Origin of the sequence: Neobacillus sp. PS2-9, assembly GCF_030915525.1 — a bacterium.
Classification (GTDB): Bacteria; Bacillota; Bacilli; order Bacillales; family Cytobacillaceae; genus Neobacillus.
The window spans coordinates 4283839-4302486 of the sequence record NZ_CP133269.1; the positions used below are offsets into that span (position 1 = coordinate 4283839).

General features: G+C 34.4%; 15 protein-coding genes and 1 pseudogene. 8 read left to right on the forward strand and 8 right to left on the reverse strand.

Features of this window, described 5'->3' with window-relative positions:
* Positions 1-306: 306 nt before the first annotated feature.
* Together kwaA and kwaB are read left to right on the forward strand one after the other, a co-directional pair.
* Complete coding sequence (gene kwaA / locus RCG25_RS21475) at positions 307-900, forward strand: anti-phage protein KwaA (RefSeq protein WP_308080848.1); 594 nt, start codon at positions 307-309, stop codon at positions 898-900.
* Positions 897-1859: an anti-phage protein KwaB gene (gene kwaB / locus RCG25_RS21480; protein ID WP_308080849.1), complete on the forward strand. Its 963-nt coding sequence runs from the start codon at positions 897-899 to the stop codon at positions 1857-1859. Before kwaA ends, kwaB begins: the two co-directional genes overlap by 4 nt.
* 59 nt (positions 1860-1918) lie before the next feature.
* On the opposite strand, the gene RCG25_RS21485 is transcribed toward kwaB, so the two are convergent.
* Both RCG25_RS21485 and RCG25_RS21490 read right to left on the reverse strand, forming a co-directional pair.
* Positions 1919-5431: a DEAD/DEAH box helicase gene (locus RCG25_RS21485; protein ID WP_308080850.1), complete on the reverse strand. Its 3513-nt coding sequence runs from the start codon at positions 5429-5431 to the stop codon at positions 1919-1921.
* Positions 5407-6219, reverse strand: a complete 813-nt coding sequence (locus RCG25_RS21490) for a hypothetical protein (RefSeq protein ID WP_308080851.1) — start codon at positions 6217-6219, stop codon at positions 5407-5409. Before RCG25_RS21490 ends, RCG25_RS21485 begins: the two co-directional genes overlap by 25 nt.
* A 365-nt stretch (positions 6220-6584) precedes the next feature.
* Here RCG25_RS21490 and RCG25_RS21495 point away from each other — a divergent pair, with 365 nt between their 5' ends.
* The 6 genes from RCG25_RS21495 (at position 6585) to RCG25_RS21520 (ending at position 11976) form a co-directional block, all read left to right on the forward strand.
* Entirely contained in the window at positions 6585-6746 is a 162-nt protein-coding gene (locus RCG25_RS21495) for a hypothetical protein (protein ID WP_308080852.1), read from the forward strand.
* A gap of 141 nt (positions 6747-6887) precedes the next feature.
* Complete coding sequence (locus tag RCG25_RS21500; RefSeq protein ID WP_308080853.1) at positions 6888-7028, forward strand: hypothetical protein; 141 nt, start codon at positions 6888-6890, stop codon at positions 7026-7028.
* 68 nt (positions 7029-7096) lie between these two features.
* Positions 7097-7282: a hypothetical protein gene (locus RCG25_RS21505; protein WP_308080854.1), complete on the forward strand. Its 186-nt coding sequence runs from the start codon at positions 7097-7099 to the stop codon at positions 7280-7282.
* Positions 7260-8669 (forward strand): recombinase family protein, encoded by a 1410-nt coding sequence (locus RCG25_RS21510; RefSeq protein WP_308080855.1) that lies wholly within the window; start codon positions 7260-7262, stop codon positions 8667-8669. Before RCG25_RS21505 ends, RCG25_RS21510 begins: the two co-directional genes overlap by 23 nt.
* Positions 8666-10150: a recombinase family protein gene (locus tag RCG25_RS21515; protein ID WP_308080856.1), complete on the forward strand. Its 1485-nt coding sequence runs from the start codon at positions 8666-8668 to the stop codon at positions 10148-10150. Before RCG25_RS21510 ends, RCG25_RS21515 begins: the two co-directional genes overlap by 4 nt.
* Before the next feature lie 233 nt (positions 10151-10383).
* On the forward strand, positions 10384-11976 hold the full coding sequence (locus RCG25_RS21520; protein WP_308080857.1) for a recombinase family protein: 1593 nt from the start codon (positions 10384-10386) through the stop codon (positions 11974-11976).
* 16 nt (positions 11977-11992) lie between these two features.
* On the opposite strand, the gene rlmD is transcribed toward RCG25_RS21520, so the two are convergent.
* The 6 genes and pseudogenes from rlmD to RCG25_RS21550 all read right to left on the reverse strand — a co-directional run bounded on the left by rlmD (position 11993) and on the right by RCG25_RS21550 (position 18550).
* Complete coding sequence (gene rlmD / locus RCG25_RS21525) at positions 11993-13381, reverse strand: 23S rRNA (uracil(1939)-C(5))-methyltransferase RlmD (RefSeq protein WP_308080859.1); 1389 nt, start codon at positions 13379-13381, stop codon at positions 11993-11995.
* Positions 13382-13393: 12 nt separating this feature from the next.
* A pseudogene (locus tag RCG25_RS21530) lies at positions 13394-14254 on the reverse strand (DNA-3-methyladenine glycosylase).
* Positions 14255-14350: 96 nt separating this feature from the next.
* Positions 14351-15100 carry a delta-lactam-biosynthetic de-N-acetylase gene (gene pdaA, locus RCG25_RS21535; RefSeq protein WP_374121089.1) on the reverse strand — a complete coding sequence of 250 codons (750 nt, stop codon included), beginning with the start codon at positions 15098-15100 and terminating at the stop codon, positions 14351-14353.
* A gap of 64 nt (positions 15101-15164) precedes the next feature.
* Positions 15165-16130 carry an NERD domain-containing protein gene (locus RCG25_RS21540; protein WP_308080861.1) on the reverse strand — a complete coding sequence of 322 codons (966 nt, stop codon included), beginning with the start codon at positions 16128-16130 and terminating at the stop codon, positions 15165-15167.
* 512 nt (positions 16131-16642) lie between these two features.
* Complete coding sequence (locus RCG25_RS21545; RefSeq protein ID WP_308080862.1) at positions 16643-18196, reverse strand: fumarate hydratase; 1554 nt, start codon at positions 18194-18196, stop codon at positions 16643-16645.
* A 156-nt stretch (positions 18197-18352) separates the two neighbouring features.
* Entirely contained in the window at positions 18353-18550 is a 198-nt protein-coding gene (locus tag RCG25_RS21550; protein ID WP_308080863.1) for an SE1561 family protein, read from the reverse strand.
* Positions 18551-18648 lie beyond the last annotated feature (98 nt).

Consider the following 18648-nt stretch of genomic DNA (forward strand, 5'->3'; position numbering starts at 1 on the left):
TGGAGTTAATTAATTTCTCATTTATTAATGGCAAGTCGAATTGGATATTGTTGCTTTTAACTCCTAAAAATTTATAATGATTTAGCTAAAGAAGAATAAAGAATAGACTGGTAGCATTTATTCGCCTTTAAGTTGCAAAGGATAGGGAAAAAACATTGAATTTTTAACAAATTCAATGCTTTTTTTGTTTTTTTGAATTAAAGAACCCGCATTTCAATCTAAAAACCCCAATTACTAAATATTTCTTAAAATTCCATAATTACAATCATTATTTGATATACTTAAATCAGTTATATAAAATTTGAGGTGATAATTTTGCTCAAAAACAACTGGGATAAAATAGAGCTTTATATAATATCACTGTGGTTACTTTTTTTATTAATACTTATTGTTACTATCAAAATACCAATTTGTTTTGGAGATAATTGTAGTTTTATAGGGATTAAAAAAATTATTGCTTTAAATTGGGTTCCCATTTTAGCACTATGCTTTTTGATTTTTGGGATTATCTGTGTATTTAGATTCAAATATAAAATTTCTGGTAGTGAGCAAACTCCGATTACAATTAATAATATTGAAAATAAAAACTATGAGCATTTAACGTTTTTGTCAACTTATATTATTCCTTTAATTGCATTTGATTTAACAAAGCCAAGATATTTAGTTGTTTTGTTAGTCTTACTTCTCGCTATCGGTATTATTTATTTAAAAACAAATCTATTTTATTCTAATCCAACATTAGCTATACTTGGTTACCGCATTTACAAAGCTGATGCAAAATTTAGGATCGAAAATCGATCTAATATAATTTTAATATCTAGGGAAGATCTTGAAGTTAATCAAAGAGTAAGTTACAGAAAAATTGATGAAAATATTTATTATGTGAGGGTTATCAGATGAATAAATCAGAGTTAGTAACTGTTATTAAAACCTTTATAGATAATCAAAATGGATTTGTAGCAGAAATATTTTTTGTTTTAAAGAATTCAGCAGGAGATATTTTAAAGAGAGCTGACTTAGAAAGTGCTGCCCAAACTAATTTAAAAAATGAATTTATTGTAAATCTAAATGAAAGAATAATCAAAAATGAAGAACTTAGTATCTTACCTATTTCAAATTTTGACGAAAGAAAAAATGTTTTATTTGAATATGATTTAGATCAAATTCCAGTAGGATTGAATATCTTAGAAGAACTCCAAAGAACAGAAGATTTCCCTCTTTTCTCGTTTAGTAATGATCGTCTAGATGATATTACTGGGATAATATTTCTCATTCATTATAACGACAATACATTAATATCCTATAAAAGAAACTATCCAATAAATTTATATAAAAGAGATAGAAATGGTATTCCTTTAATAAAATGGGGAAACGAAACTCGATTTAAAGAAATGCCGGACGACATTTTAAGAATATATCCAGATTTTGATTTCTTTCGATTAAATGATGAACTTTTTATAAGGAATATTAATATTCTAGAGAAATTTTTTAGTTTTCACGAGATTATAAAATCAACTGCGGTTAGAGCATTAAGTGAAATTGAATCTGCAAATTTAATCGAGGATATTGATTCACTTGAAGAAATGATAGATGACATTACTTTTGCTCGTAAACTAACTAAGATTGGCTCACATTCTCCAGTTCTTAATAGAATTCCTGCGGATACTATCATTGAATTCGTTAACACTTATCCAACGTTAAAAGGTAAATTTGAATTTAATGAAGATAATTCAAGGATTAAACTAACAACAAAAAAATCAAAAAGATTATTTTTAAAATTACTAAATGATGACTACCTTCAATCTCAATTAACTGAACTTCACTATGATAGTCTAGCAAAAGAAGCTGTCGAGATATAGTTATAAACCACCTTTTTTCCTACAAAAAAGCCTTGAAAATATTCAAGGCTTTTAAACTTTCAATAAATTAAATTAAATGAAAGGACTAACTTTATATCAATAAATGTTTCCTCATTTACTATATCCATACTTTTAATTGTTAATGAGTAATCTGTATTTAAATCTAGATAATATGAGACTTCCTCATTAATCTTTCTCGGTATGTAACCAATCTTCTGGTCTTTAAAATAAACTTCAATTGCGTATTCATCGTAGAAATTATTGACTTCTCTTTTTAACTTAAGCCCCGCTCCATTAGTTAATTCAATTAACACGGCATCCCTATTTGGTAGTTTGCATAAGTAATATTTAGTACCTGCCAAATAAGTTTCTACGGTTTTCCCATCATCTAGCAAAGATGTAATATCTTTATAGTTGTTAGTTAGATTTACAAGTTTTCTCACCTCAAATGGTGAAAGTTTTTCTTTTTCATCCAAGAATTCGATAGGATCAATAGATTTTAAATACTCTTTTAATTCCTCCAAGCTCTCATATGTTGTATTGGTTTGTATATGAACGGATAGATCTTTTACAGTTTCCCTAGAATTAAATCCTAATTTAAATAAATCAGCATCAACACTATTATCAATACCATATTTGATAAAAATCGGAAGATATGCAAAATAATTAACAAATCCTAGTTTCTCTAAAATCAAACTTGAAAGGGTTCCAAACACCCAAGGAAGTTTAAACTCAAACATATCTTTTACATACTCTACAATTCTGCTCATTTGGTAATTAGGGTCAACTGAACTAAAATACTTAATTGAAAGTTCTTGAAGAGTCAGATTGCTTTCTACCCAATCAATTAAAAGATTATAATCATCAATTTCTATTGTTCCTGAGGTAGAAGTACTTTTTTTAACTTTGAATTTTGCACTTTCCGGCAGACTTAATATTTTAATATATGATTCTTTAGTCAAAATATCTTTTAGAAAAAATAATGGACCATCTGTTTTATAATTTTCTACTACCTCTTCTGCAATATTTGTTAATAATTTAAATGATATAAAAGATAAACCACTTTCTTGAACTCTTAATAATTCTTCCCTTGGTCTAGTATCATAAAATGAATAAACACTTTTCGATAGATTTGTAAGTTTCTTGAATTTTTCATCTCCTATTTGCCTTGCAAAAAGAGTGTTTCCTAATAGAACTTCAACATCCTTTACTTCATCAGATAACGAATTATAGTAGAGTAATAAAGACTTAATAAAGTTTTTCTCCGTTATTTTAGTAATAAAATTTTCTCTTTGTTCACTATCTATCGATTCTAATTCTTCTATGGATTTAAAAAGTTCTTCATCGTTTAAAATAGAACTCTCAACATTATTAGTATAAACTTCATAATTTAAGTGCTCTTCAATTATATTTCCATTATTTCTATAAAAATCAATATATATAATTTGCCCAAATGTACTTTGGTATGCTCTTCCGGCTCTACCTACAATATTTTTGAAATCTCCGGGGGAAAGAGTTCTCAGTCCTTCGTACTTTTTTCCAGTATGAATAAAATTTTGAATTGGGAAATTAACCCCCTCTACTAGAGTGGTAGTACAAACCATTATTTGTATGTAGCCTTTAGCATAGTAATCTTCAAGTGCTTCTCTTATATCCATTGGTAAACTTCCGTGGTGATACACAAGGCCTTTTTTTAAACCTACAACTAATAAATGATTTATACCAAGTCTTTTTTCAATATAAACTATTAGATGCTTTACCTCTTGACTTAGGTGAAGCTTTTCAGGAAAGTAGGGTTCGTAATTTCTTACAAAGTTTTCACATTCTTCCCTAGTATGAAAGAAAATTAAACTTCCACCCATATTTTTAAGTTTTTGTGCTACACCCATAATGAAATTTTCATACTTAAGGTTTTGATTCTTAACTAGCGTATTATTAGTCTTATAATGATATCTAGGAAAATCAAAGATATTAATATCAATTTCCCTCTGACCAATTAAATACCTTATTTTTGATTGCGCAAAAAATGCATTGTACTGTTCCTTATAATACTTATGTTTCTCGGGAACTGATATCCATCTATTTCTACTTGTTGTTTTATATTCGTATTTTGCAAGCCCTCTTATTTTATTCGTTGGTCTCCACGAATTAGGAATATAGTCTGAACTTGAACCGTTTTCATCATCAACCCAATTAATAATTATTGGACCATTATCAATAATTGCAGATAGAAACATAAGCTTGATATTTTTAAATTTGAGGTGATTTATTAAAAAAACAATACTACCTTCTATTATCCATCCTCTACTTCTATCCTGAATCTTTTGAAATTCATCAAATATTATTAATGAAGTTTCACTAAGTATGTCTTCCGATAAATTATTTTTAATTATCATATCTAGCTTTTCCGGTGTTGTTACTATTATATGTTCTTCAAAGTAATTCCCATAAACTAGATCAGGTTCGTAACCATTAATTGAACTCGACACGTTATATCCTAATCTCCTAAATCTTTCACGAAGACGTTTAGTTACTTCATATACTAATGCATTAGTTGGTACAATATAGAAACATTTTTTAGTAATATCAGTTTCTAATTCTTTAACAATTGCAAACTCAGCAAGTAAACTTTTCCCCCCACTAGTAGGAAAATTAACTAGTGTCCTTTTTATAGAATCATTCTTTAGAAAACTGTCTTTATTATTAATAACTTCTAGTTGATTAGGCCATAATTCTATCACTGGTGGTCTAGATTTAATTAACTGTTGTATATAGTTTCTTGAAAAAATACCTTCCAAATTATTCCAAACACAATTATTAATAATTTTCCCTAAACAAAGCTTTACGTATCGTAAATGCCAATAATAATTGGTATCAAATAATTCTAGGGACAACTTAATTTGCTCATCCAATATAGAATAAAGAACATTAATAAATCTTACTTCTCCAGATTGGATAAATTTTCGCAAATTATGAAAAATATCAATTAATGCCGGATCTTCTATATAATCTTCAATGTTACTAATTGTTTGCCGGCTTAATAGATAATAGGAAAAGGTGAATATATCCTTTTTATCTTTAATAATTGTATGGTTTTCCTGTAATTCTAATAAAACATTACGCAACTTTTTAGCAATTACTATGCTGTTCGGGGCATTATCACCTAAAGTATAAGCAACTGAAGACTTCCAATAAGATTTTAGTTGTTTAAATAATATTTTCTCAATATTTAGTGATGTTAATTCTGTTTCATTAACGTGTTTTAAATAATCTCCAACCTTATCTGAAACAAGTGCAGTTAATTCCATTGCTTTATTTTTAGTTTCATTATCATAATTTTTATATGTATTATTGTATTCAGAAAATAGATAAATTGAAATTTTATCAAGTATTCTTATAAACTTAATACTTCTTTCTATACTTTCTTCACTAATATTTATCTGATTAACATCCAAATTAATACAAAGAATAAAGATATTTTGAAGTATTCTTCCAAATTCAGTGACTTCCTTAGTGTTCTTTAATTCTTTTAAAAGACTCTCCAGATTTACATCGCTTGTAACCTGTTCCATATATTATCCCTCAAATCAGTCAGTAGATTATCAAGAAGTTCAACAAATAAAAATTTTACAAGACGTTGTTCTTTAGAAATTTCGCCTAAGAAACATTCTGCGAATTTTTTAAAAGTGTCTTCGGTAGTGTTATCAACGGGGGATATCCCTGATGCACCTATACAAAATCTCTCATCACGGTTAATAACAATATTATACAGATCCCACACAACTTCCTTTAGACCACTTTCCGCTTCATTATTAAACAATTGCTGCATAGCCGTAATCTCTGTATCAATGTTTTCTTCAAAACTCCCATCTTCACTAAAAAAGTCATATATTTGACTTGCTCTGGTTGTAACTGAATTTTTTGTGGTTTTTGTTTCCCAAACTGTAATCTTTATAGTTTCTTTGACTTCTTTATTACCGGTAAAAGTTATAAAGTCAATACCAGGTTCAGCTGAAGACCTACCTTTTGGCCCGTGTGCCCATAATAAGTCAACCACCATTTTATGATAATAAAAGGCAAATAAGTGCTCACCAACAATGCCCTTAAAGTGTTGATCATTAGCAAAGATTCTTCTTAAACTATTTTTCAAATGTCTTAAGTCTTTAAGATCTATTTCAACACCATCAAGAATCAATAGGAAATTTTCGAATGGAATTGGCGATAATATGGCTCTAAGAAAATACCTTTGAAATTCTTCAAAAAATCTATTATAAGTATCTTTATCATCCAATACAAAGTTTATATGCTTCTTAATAAATTCGTGAGTAACAGATATATCTTCAGTTAAAATATAACTCACTAAAATCCCCCCGTAACTTACCTACAAGCCCAATTCTACATATATATACATATTTTTACAAACTAAATAATTAAATGTGATGCAAAAAATGATATTAATAATAATTTTAGAAAGGTTTTTACAGAGTTTATCCTCATAGAAGAATTGTTTGTATCCTAATTTGATGATGAAAAAATATTTTATTTTTTTCTAGAAACCTTGGTTTTTGAAAAAATTAAAGAATATAATCCGTATGAAAAATTTAAAACAAGAGATTTGGAAGTAATTCAACCAATAATTAAACACTTACATAAAAGATAGAGTATTGAGCTTTAGTTACATCCATTTTTCAGACATATCATCACAAGAATAAGGAGAGATATTCTTTGAAAGTTTTCCGCTGCTATGCTTCACAAGAAAATGCACTAAATGTAAAAACAATTATCCAAGAGTTATTAGTTTCTGAATTAGAAAGAATGATAGACCAATCAGCAAAAGATAATAACCTACTCGATAAAAATAGACAGTTTGGAAGTGATTGTTCTTGAGAACTACAGAACAAGATTTTTCATTAACAAGATTAGCCCACAATAACTTTGCAGAAAAATTGGTACGTCTACAGGAGGATGGCTACATATCACCATTCCTACTACAGCAATTTCTAACTTATAAATATGGGAGGATAAACAATGAAAGAAAATAACATCAAGTCTTTTCCAGGCCAAGAGAAGGGAATTATCCAAATACTAATTAAACAAACAGATGTAGAAGAGTCTGTTCAGCTAAGATTTGATTTGGAATTCGACGATTCGTGCCCTAAGAATAGTTAGTTAAGTTTCCTTAACCGTATAAAACACACCTATTTCCGTCAAAGATGAAATACGGAGGTGTGTTGTTTATGCGGAAGAAAATTAATATACAAATGGAATCTGAGATGAATCCTGTAGCTGATATTTGGTTTCAACATTTAATCCAGCGAATAATTGTTGAGCAATTAGATGTACCTCATCGGCTTCAGGCGAAGTTACTTTATCAAGACATCGTAAAGGAAAGAAGCAACAATGGTTCAAACAATAAAAAATAAAAACAAGTATAAAGTCTTTTTTCGGAGAGTGAGCACCATCAACCAAGATTTAGCTATGCAGGAATCTGCTGATGCTATGTACCGAGAGAATTACATCCCTGATGAGGTATTAATTATGAATGAGGATGGAGTTTCTGCTAACAAACTCGATATTGAGAAACGGCCGCAAATGAAGAAACTCATTCAAATGATAATTAATGATCAAGTTGATATTATCTACGCCTTTGATCGTTCAAGATTGTTCCGGGACTTTTATGAGTCAAATTACTTCGTTTCTCTGTGTAAAAAACATAAAGTGAAGATTTTCTTTACATCGTCGGGGAACGGTCAGCAGGCAACAGATAGTACACTTCTTGAAGGCGTAATGAACATTGTAAGTGATGTTGAGGGAAAAAACATTGCTAGGCGAACTGAAGAAGCTAGAAAAAGATATCCACCTCGCAAACTTGGATATATAAAGCAAAAAGAAACCAAACAGTATAGTATGGATCCTGCGAAAAAGGATAATTTATTCTTATATTTTTCGGCAATCAAGGAAGTTACAACACATAAAGATTTGGAAAAAGCTTTAAAGCAATTTAAAAAAATTCTCAAAACCACTCCAAATCAGTTATTAAAAATTGTGAACGATCCTTTTTATGCCGGTTATGATCTGACCACAGGAAAGAACAAACTTTCACACGTTGATCCTTACCTTAGCTATGAAGAATTCCAAAAATTGCAAGCTAAAAATGCCGTAATTATATCCTATCAAGAGATTGAACAGTCACTAAAAAATCAAGATATCTATGATGTGTACTGCGGTATTTGTAGAAAGCCAATGAAATTTCACTTTAATGTCCTTGATCAAAAAGCCTGGTACTCCTGTTCAAGTAAACATCCAAAATCTTTAATAGCAACAGAAGATTTATCTCCTATTATTAATAAGTCTTTGGAGAAAATCATTGAGCACCTAGATACAGAAGATCTACTTAAAGATTCTAGGCATTTTTTCCATTTACTCCGCAAAAGCATTGAAATAGAACTAAAAGCATTGGAGATAAAAAAACATTACTTGATGGAAAAAATCATTTTAGAGACTGATGATTTTAGCAATTGGAGAGAGAACACCCACTACGTTGATTTAAATAAATTAGAGAATGAACAAAAGGAGTTCCTTAACCAAATAGAAGAAAAAAAAGACCTTTTATTAGAAAACGAGAGCTTGGTGGGACTAATAAAAGATTATTTACATAAAAGCAGACAGGCAAATCCTTTTTTCCTTACATCGGTGCTTATCCGGAGCTTATTTGTTTATCCAAACGAGGTAAACATTGAGGTTAGCAAATTTGACTATCTACAAGATTTTCAGTCCCAATATATTTTTAACGGAGATGATTTACTTTGAAATTAGCATTTGCTTATATCCGTCGTTCTTCGTATAAACAACAAAAAAATAACAGTGTTGAAATCCAGAAACAGCATATTCAAGAATTCGCTAAACGGAATAACCTTTTTGTCCCTGTTGAACTAATTTTCATCGAAGATGTTACTAGTGCTTATTCCAAACGTGCAGCCCAACGAAAACAATTAATGAAAATGTCCGAAAAAATGGTTGAAATGAATATACCGACCGTTATTTTCCACGATATTTCTCGGATGGATCGTACCGGTTATTCATTCACGATTGATTTTTACAGACCTATGCTAGAAAAACTGCCGGAACTTGAGGTTTACACCACGGATTCAAATAAACCACTTGATCCGGAAGATACTAGTATAAAAATGAATTTCTTGTTATTCCAGCACGAATCAGAAGTAAAATCTGAGCGTGCAGTAGGAAATTTAACAACCTTTTTAGAAAATAATGAAACATTCAGACCTGGATCAAAAACTCCTTATGGATATAATCAGATAAAAAAACAAAAACACCAACAACAATTGGAACCGAATGAAAATGCGGACATTGTAGCATTTATTTTTTTCCTGTCAAGCTGGGGAAAATCTTTACAAAAAATCGCCATAATTTTAAATGAAGCAAATATTCCCTCACCGAAGGGAGGTACTTGGCGGTCCAGCACAGTTGAAAATATCCTTAAAAATCCAGTATATACAGGAAAATTAACCTGGGATATACCTAAACGGACAGATGGTGGAAAAAAGCAATTTGTTTTTGAAGATTCACATCCCGCAATTATAAACAAATTCCAACCACAGTTAATAAAGTTAAATAACCAACTTCAAAAAACTTTCGGCAGAATAGATACACCATTTCTTTTTTTAAACAAGGTGAAATGCAGACATTGCAATCAATTGTTAAGTACTCAAAATGCTTCGACCAGACGAAATGGTATCAAGTATCCTTATTATTACTACGTATGTAAAAATTGCGGTTATAAAGTAAACATCCAAGAGGTTCACGACAGGTTTATCCCTTTGATTTTAAAGCGTGTAATGGAGCTATTATCTAGACACCAGATAGAACCTCAAACCTTATCATTTATCAATCAAATGATTGATGAGGTTGAAAACAGTATCAACTCTAAAGATCAACTCTTAAAGAAACTCGAGGAAAAATTAAAAATTGCAAGAGATCTTAAAGATCGAGAACTTGAGCTGAAAATTTTGGAATTTATTCAAGAACACAAAAATTCTTTAAAAGAATACACGATTTGCCAAGAAAATTTAAAGACAACTTATCAACTTGTAGAAAAGGACCAATTCTTTTCCAGATTTAATGAGATACTGGATCATCGATTAGGGGCAGATGAGATAAGACTCATCATCCTGTATTTTGTAGACTACCTTGTTCTCTCTACTGACCAGGAACCACAATTACATTTCAAATCAAATATCTTCTCCAATCTAATTGATAAACCTATTGGATGAATTATCGAAATGTAATAGTTGATTATTGGGCAAATAACCGAACATTTAGCTGTTGGAGATATCGCCAACTTAGACTATACCCAGAACCCCTATAGCAAGGGGTTTCATTTGAGGCTTGTTCGGTACTTTGTCCAGATTGGTATACCATTACGGACAAAGTATCGAAAAATTATTATAAGTATGGACGAACTACCGAAATTTATACATAAGTAAAATAAAAAGGAGATATCAAAATGTACTTAAACTCAACTCAGATAAGCTCAGCAACTATTGGTAATGCTATAGTCATAAACCCACCAACATCTCAATACTTTACTACTTATGGTGGTGATCGTGTTTTGAGATGTGCAGTATATGCTCGTGTCTCCACTGAGATGGATTCACAAAAAACATCTATAGATAATCAAAAGGATTTATTTAGGAATTACGCTTCCCAACACAATTGGGAAATTGTAAATTTCTATGAAGACAAGAAATCTGGAACAAAAGAGAATAGACCTGGTTTAAAAAAACTAATTGAAGACGGTAAGGCTGGTTTATATGATGTGATTTTAGCTAAGGAACTTTCCAGATTAGCTCGTAACGGTAGATTATCTTATGAATTAAGGGATATCTGCTTACAAAATAATATTCATATTGTCTGCCTTGATAATTCAATTAATACGATTACCGGAGACGTACAAAACTTTGGTCTTTTTGCTTGGCTGTATGAAAATGAGTCAGCCACTAGCAGCCGGAGAAATAAGGCTGCCAAACGTACAAAAGCTAAAAGAGGATTATTTGTAGGTTCTAACCCACCTTATGGATATTATTCGGACAAAGGTAAGCTAAAAATTCGTGAAGACAACACTCCGGAAATCGTTAGACGAATTTTTAACGAATACTTGGATGGAAAAGGAATGGATTCAATAGCAAAAAGTTTCACAGCAGAAAAAATCCCTACCCCATCGCAAATTGCTAATAAGACTAATCAATCACCTTTATGGCACGCCTCCACAATAAAAAACATCTTAAATAATCGACATTATTGTGGTGATCTTGTTCAAAACAGAACTGAAACAATCTCAGTAACAACAACAAAAAGAAGAACTATTGAAGAAGACCAAGTTACATTTATAGAAGGTAAACACGATGCTATCATCTCAAGAGAAACATTTCAGGCAGTGAAAAAAATGCTCCAAACAAGAACACGCACAACTACCGCTCCAAAAAAGCATCTGTTTACGAACGTTTTTTTCTGTGAAGATTGCCAAAAAGGAATGTGGTACAAAACAAATCAAAAAGGGTATAGATGCGGAGGCAATATTAAGTACGGTGATACGTTCTGTCTAAATAAAGTTGTTATTAGAGAAAAAGAACTAAAACAAATTATCCTAGAGGATTTACAGCAACTATTCCAATCCATTCAAGATGGTGAATTTATAAAGAGTTTACACAAAAGATTGGATCAAAAGAAGGTTTCGATTACAAACGAACTAAAGAAAATTGAACATAAAGCAACTAAATTACGTTCTAGAAAGAAAGATTACCTTGATTTGTACGCTGACCAAATTATATCTCGAGAAGAACTGGTTGAATATAGAAAGCAGATAGACCAGGAAGTAGCAGAGCTCGAAACAGCCAAGATTGAATATCAAGAAAAACTTGAGGAATGCGAAAGTGAGAACTATGCAATTGATTTAAGTAAGAAGCTTAAAGACGTTTCATTACTAGATGATTTAACTCCTCAAGTCTTGCACTCGTTGGTGAATAAAATAACCTGTAGCATAAAAGGTAATCTACGTATTCATTACAACTTCGTAAATCCTTTCGAAGAACAAAAATAGGCAACAACCACGAGGGTTAGTTGCCTTTCTTTAAAATGAGTTGCGAGATACACTCGACGTGCGCCGTATGCGGAAACATATCCACAGGTTGAATATACTTAACCTCATACTTTGAACTTAACGTCTGAATATCTTTCGCCAAAGTGGACGGGTTGCAAGAAACATAGATCAATTTTTCAGGCTTCACTTGCAAAATGGTTTGAAGCAGCTGGTTGTCCAGTCCGGTTCTCGGTGGGTCGACCACGATGACATCCGGCTTCCAGCCTTTTTTCACCCACTTAGGCAAAACTTCTTCCGCTTTACCTGGGACGTATTTCGTATTGGTGAATCCGTGACGTTTGGCATTCTTCTTCGCGTCATCAATGGATTCTGGAATTATGTCCATGCCGCGCACTTCTGCTGCCTGATCCGCCAGCCACAATCCAATCGTTCCCACCCCACAATAAGCATCAACAATTTTCTCTTTACCTGTCAGAGCGGCCGCTTTTTTCACCTCGTCGTAAAGCTTGACGGTTTGGATTGGATTTAGTTGAAAGAACGTTCTTGCTGACAGCTCAAACTGCAGGTCCCCTAGTGTCTCTTGGATAAACTCTTCGCCAGCTAGCGCAAGGGTTTCCTCCCCAAAAATCAGCGACGTTTTTTCACCGTTGATGTTTTGAACAATTGATTTTACCTTAGGAAGTCGTTTTTGAATTTCTTCTATAATTAAGTCCTCTTTAGGTAACTCTTTTTGTGTAGTAATAAGGACGACCTGAAGCTCTCCCGTTTCCACTCCTACGCGGGCAACGATTGTTCTAACAATACCTTTACTCCTTTTTTCATTATAAATTGGAATTTGCAGGTCCTCTAAGACTGATTTTACCTTTGTGACCGCTTCGTTTGTTTGTGAATGCTGGACCGCACAATGTTCAATATCAATGAGCTGGTGCGAATTCATTCCATATAATCCGGCTAACACCTTACCATTTTTCTGAGCCACTTGGAAACTGCTTTTATTCCGGTAGCCCCACGGATTTTCCATTCCAATCGTTTCACGGATATCCAGCTTGTTGACTGCTAGTTTTGTATGCCGCTCAAGCGATTGAATGATGATATCGCGTTTTTCTTTTAATTGCTGTCCGTACTGTAAATGCTGCAGCTGACAGCCACCACATTGCTCATAAACCGGACATGGCGCTTGTACACGATGCGGTGATTGGATACGGATTTTCTTAATTTTTGCCTCAGCGAATTTAGGATTGATTTTCGTCGCCTCAACCACTACCTCTTCACCAGGAAGCGCACCCGGTACAAACACGACTTGCTTTTTAAAATAGCCGACGCCTTCCCCATTAATCCCTAGTCTTTTGATCGTTAACGGAAAAGTCTGCTTCAGTTGAATTTTAATACTTTGCTCGGTTTTCATATGTTCACTCCATTATTCAAGGCTTCTCCATAAATACAAAGAAACGTAGCTTTGATAAGGCTCCCAGCCTTGTTTATAGTGTTCCATTTCTTCAAAAGTTGGCTTTGTCTCCAACTTGTACAATTTTTTCAGTGCATTTTGAATGCCAATATCGGCCATCGGAAACAGGTTAGGCCTCCCCATGCCAAACAATAGGAAGTTCTCAACCGTCCATTTGCCAACCCCACGTATCAACGTTAATTTTTGAAAAATTTCTTCGTTTGTTAGCATTTTGAGAGCCTGTAAGTCCAGACCTTTTTCAACGATTTCCTTCGCAATTTGAATCATGTATTCCGCTTTCCTACCGCTAAATTGTAGCTCACGCAATTGCTCTACTGTTAGGCTAGCTACTTTTTCAGGCGGAGGAAAGAACCAAACACCGTCGATTTCATAGCCAAATGTTTTTACAAAACGCTCCGTTAACCGATAGGCAAACGTCATATTTATCTGCTGGTGGATAATACACTTGATGAGGCTATCAAATAGACCGAAATCAAGGACGAGCGGTGTGCCAATGAATGTGTCGAAGATGTCCTTAAGGTCGGTTTGTTGAAAGTGATTATGGATTGGTTTTAAAGATATATTCCATTGAAAAAGTTCGGATATATGTTGTATGACAGCATCCTAATCCGTTTGTCCTTTTACGGTAAATGCAGGCTGATCGACCGTACCAATTGCCGTCACATCTATAACCTGTGAGTGGTTGTCAATAACAACAGGTACTCTGATGGACCGAGCTTCTATATCTACCTGTTTCAATGGATCTGGTTTATGCCTCTGCAATACACTGACAAAATGATAAGGACCTTCGAAATGAATCTCTTCTCTCCACACGGGCCGATTCCATCCTTTAGTATTTTCCCCGTATTATAGCACGAAAAATCTTGAAAAGGGAAAAACCGAATTTCTCTGTGAAATTCGGTTAGTCGATTATTCTTTAAACTTATCAAGGCTCTTGAATTTATAGCCTCTCTTTTTCAAATCAATAATTGCCTTTTCTAGCGCATCGGCGTTATCCTGTGATATCGAATGCAGCAGCATCACACAGCCGGGGTGAGCCTGTCTCATGATGTTGTCATAGGCATATTGCCAGCCTTTTTGCTGATTGACATTCCAATCAACGAACGCCATCGACCAAAAGACATGTGTGTACCCTTCTTCTTTCGCAATCTGCAAAGTTCTTTCACTGAAAACTCCACGTGGCGGACGAAGGTATTTCATCTTTTTTTGACCAGTGATTTCTGTTGTGCGTTTCTTTACTTTTGCCAGTTCTTCACGAATTCGTTCGTCACTGACGGCTGTAAAATCGGGATGATGCCAAGAATGATTGCCAATGATATGGCCTTCTTTTACTATGCGTTTGGACAGTTCTTGCTGGGACTCTAAAAAGTGCCCAGTGACAAAAAAAGCAGCTGGTACTTTTTCTTTTTTTAACACATCAAGAATTTTCGGCATTTGTCCGTTCTCATACCCGCTATCAAAAGTAAGATATAAGATTTTGGAGTTCGGGTTTCCTTTGTAAAACGCCCCGTATTTAGCCAAGATCTGATCGTAGGCGGTACCTGCTTCTGGCGGCTGCTCATTGACAGATTTTTTAAAGCCCCAATGAATGGGTTGATTGGAGACGGCTGCATAGGTCATTTGCGGAATGAGTAGTAGCCCCGCAATCAGCAGGCTCATTATTCTTTTCATCCATGTTCCCCCTAGTTTGTTTTTTTTAGTGTTTGTTTTATTGGGGAAAAGATTATAGGAAATCTTTGGGTTGGTGGTAGATGCGACCTTTTGTGGTGCCTGTTGAAGGGAAATCTAATAAGAATATAAAGTAGGTTGCTGACCTGGAGGTTGGAAGATGTAGAAACTTTCGAATTTCCGCATTAGTAAATGAGGGATTTATGAGCAGGAAATAATCAGCCACCGCATTTATAAAGGCATCTGGTGAAAGGAAGTGGCAGGTTGGGCAAATCCAATTGTTTCTTTTGTAGTTCATTGGTATATAGAAGCACTTTGGGCATTGAACTCCTGTTATTATATCTAGTATCGTCACGTTGAACTTCTCCATAATGTTTGTGTTCAATGGCGTGTGTTTTTTTAGTAACAGCTTTTTAATCTTTTCTACTGTCTTATTATCAATATGTTCCTTTCTGTAATAACGATATTTTCCCTCCATTTTATTAACTAAATCACTTGCACGACAAATTATTTTATGTGCCTCTGTGTAACCTGCTTCAATAGTCACCTCGGTTGATGATTTACTTATTACAACAAGGGATTCGATTGGGATGGACGGGATTTTGTGTTTTTCTAAAAAGTACTTTAACAAAATGTTATGGCGATTGGCTTGTATAATTGGATTTTCAAATACATTGCGAGTGCCCAAATACTCTTGAACCATTTGTTCTTTATCAATATAAAGTTTTCCGGAATGATTTTTCCCATCAAGCATGAGAATAAACTTAGTAGATAATAGGAGAGTATCAATTTGAAAGTAAGTATCACCATATGGGAGACGTAAATCGTGGAAAATGCGAAACCTTTGGGGTGGAATTTGACTTAAAAAATAGTTGATTGTCTTTTCACCGTTATAACCGGACCTTAAATTCTTTATGTATGACTTTAAATCCCCCCTACACGGATGGTTTTCTGCTGTTCTTCTCTCTAATGCTTCTGCTTTTATTAGATTAATGGGTACTTTAAGATCTTTATCAAACAATTTATGATACCTCCTTTGTATTTTAGGTAGAATTTCGGCTAATGAACCGATTTTTCCTTTGTTTTCTATATGGACTTTTTGTGACTTTTTTAATTTGAGAGAAGTTTGGGTGGAATTTGGGTGTGCCTGAAGAGGAATTCTACAAATTGAAGGACGAATTCTACAAAATTTCGAGTAATTCTACAAAATCGGAGGTGAATTCTACAAAATTTGGTAATCAACTTCCAATTGTTAACGTTTCAGATCAAGGTTGAGGATTATTCTACAAATTGGGAGAGGAATTCTACAAAAAATTGATTTATTCTACAAAATTAAGATTGTATTCTACAAAACATGGAAATCAATTTCCAACTAACAATTACGTGAGCAAAACCGAAGGCTAAGGCCCCAAGATAGGATCGTCAACCACACAAAGCCCACTAACAAATAGATAGCCGCAGCCCCCAACGCCCAAAGCAAACAAAAAAGGACCAAGCACACAAGTGCCCAGCCCCCAAAAAAATCCCACAATCCTATTTAAAAACCGGCTCCTTAAACAACGCCAATTTTTCCAATGAAGACTTATCCACATCAGCGTGCAAGCTGTTGCCGTGAGAATCCATCGTTACAACGGCTGTAAAGCCTTCTACGCGAAGATGCCACATAGCTTCTGGAATACCGAATTGCATTAAATCCACACCTTCGACACCCTTGATACAGTCCGCATAATACTGAGCTGCACCGCCGATTGCGTTCAAGTACACCCCGCCGTGCTCCTTCAACGCAGCCAATGTCTTCGGTCCCATACCGCCTTTACCGATTACGGCGCGGATACCGAACTTCTTCATGATATCACCTTGGTATGGCTCCTCACGAATACTCGTTGTTGGTCCAGCCGCCTTAACGTGCCACTGACCAGCTTCGTCCTTCAACATAACCGGACCGCAGTGGTAAATAACTTGGCCATTTAAGTCAACAGGTGCTTCGTGATCGCTTAAATATTTGTGGATCGCGTCACGTCCTGTGTACATTAATCCGTTAATTTTGACCACATCGCCGACTTTAAGCTCACGGATTTGTTCCTCTGTAATTGGTGCCTGCAACGTGATGAATTCCTCAGACTCGTCAGCCGAAGCAGCTGCCGTTTCCTTCGCTGCCTCACCCTCTGCGAAATCAATGAACTCACCATCTTGGTATGCCCATTCTGTGATTTCACCTGACACAGGATCCACACTTACACCTAAGCGGCGGAATGCCCAGCAGTTATAAGCAACGGAAACATAGAAGCTAGCCGGAATACGGTTCATTACGCCAACTTTACAGCCTAGTAAGGTAGCTTCCCCGCCAAAGCCCATTGTTCCGATTCCAAGCTTGTTCGCATTTTCCATTACATATTCTTCAAGCTTACGAAGATCTTCATTTGGATTCACGTCATCCACAGAACGGAATAATTGTTCTTTTGCTAAATCATAGCCAGATGAACGGTCACCACCGATACCAACGCCGATAAAACCTGCGCTACAGCCCTGTCCTTGCGCCTGGTAAACGGAATGCATAACACATTTACGAATACCATCAAGGTCGCGGCCTGCGCGGCCAAGCCCATCTAATTCACAAGGAAGGCTATATTGAATATTTTTATTTTCACATCCGCCGCCCTTTAAAATCAAGCGGACATCGATGTAATCTTTTTCCCATTGGTCAAATTTCATGACCGGAAGTCCAGCACCAAGGTTATCCCCACTGTTTTCACCTGTTAGTGAGTCAACAGAGTTAGGGCGTAGCTTTCCTTCTTTTGTCGCTTGGACAATTGCATTTTTAATGGCTTCTTTCATAACCAATTGGTTTACACCAACAGGAGTTTTAATTTTGAACGTTGGTAAACCTGTATCCTGGCAAATGGGTGATACTTGATCGTCTGCCATTTTGATGTTGTTCGTGATGGTAGCAAGGCTCATTGCCGCACTTGTACCAGCGTTTTCAAGTTCCTTGGCTTTTTTCACAGCCCGACGGACGTCCTTAGGAAGCTTAGTAGACGTTTCAACAATTAGCTTGTACATGCTTTCTTGAAATTTTTCGATATTCAATTCGAGTACCCCTCTCCCTTTGTTCCTCAAATGTATCTATTTTCAATTTTATAACTTTTTCACGTTTCCATTATACTCCTATACGCACATGAATTAAAGGATTTGATTGCAAGCGAATTCATTCCATAATACCCCAAATAAAAAGAGCCTGTTGTGTTAAACAGACTCTGGAATATCACGATTATTAAATTCCTTACATTTAGACTCCATATCATCCAACATAGAGATTAAGCGATCAATATCCTCAAGATCCGTATCTTCCGGATCAATTGCATCAAGCACATCGATAAACATATTTAAACGCTGTTTTAAAAAAGTAACTTGTGTGTTTTTGTCTTGTAATGGACTGCCCAAGCTGCTCGCTCCTTTCATGTTCCGTTTTCATCCTATCGTAAAAAGACGGCTGTTGGCAATAGTTATCCTTATTTTACCCAACTTTTAGAAAAGAAAAC

What these genes read in the sequence shown, in the direction of transcription:
- kwaB (WP_308080849.1), top strand. Translation starts at nt 897, where the DNA reads ATGAATAAATCAGAGTTAGTAACTGTTATTAAAACCTTTATAGATAAT.
- RCG25_RS21485 (WP_308080850.1), bottom strand. Translation starts at nt 5,431, where the DNA reads ATGGAACAGGTTACAAGCGATGTAAATCTGGAGAGTCTTTTAAAAGAA.
- RCG25_RS21500 (WP_308080853.1), top strand. Translation starts at nt 6,888, where the DNA reads ATGAAAGAAAATAACATCAAGTCTTTTCCAGGCCAAGAGAAGGGAATT.
- RCG25_RS21505 (WP_308080854.1), top strand. Translation starts at nt 7,097, where the DNA reads ATGCGGAAGAAAATTAATATACAAATGGAATCTGAGATGAATCCTGTA.
- RCG25_RS21510 (WP_308080855.1), top strand. Translation starts at nt 7,260, where the DNA reads ATGGTTCAAACAATAAAAAATAAAAACAAGTATAAAGTCTTTTTTCGG.
- RCG25_RS21520 (WP_308080857.1), top strand. Translation starts at nt 10,384, where the DNA reads ATGTACTTAAACTCAACTCAGATAAGCTCAGCAACTATTGGTAATGCT.
- rlmD (WP_308080859.1), bottom strand. Translation starts at nt 13,381, where the DNA reads ATGAAAACCGAGCAAAGTATTAAAATTCAACTGAAGCAGACTTTTCCG.
- pdaA (WP_374121089.1), bottom strand. Translation starts at nt 15,100, where the DNA reads ATGAGCCTGCTGATTGCGGGGCTACTACTCATTCCGCAAATGACCTAT.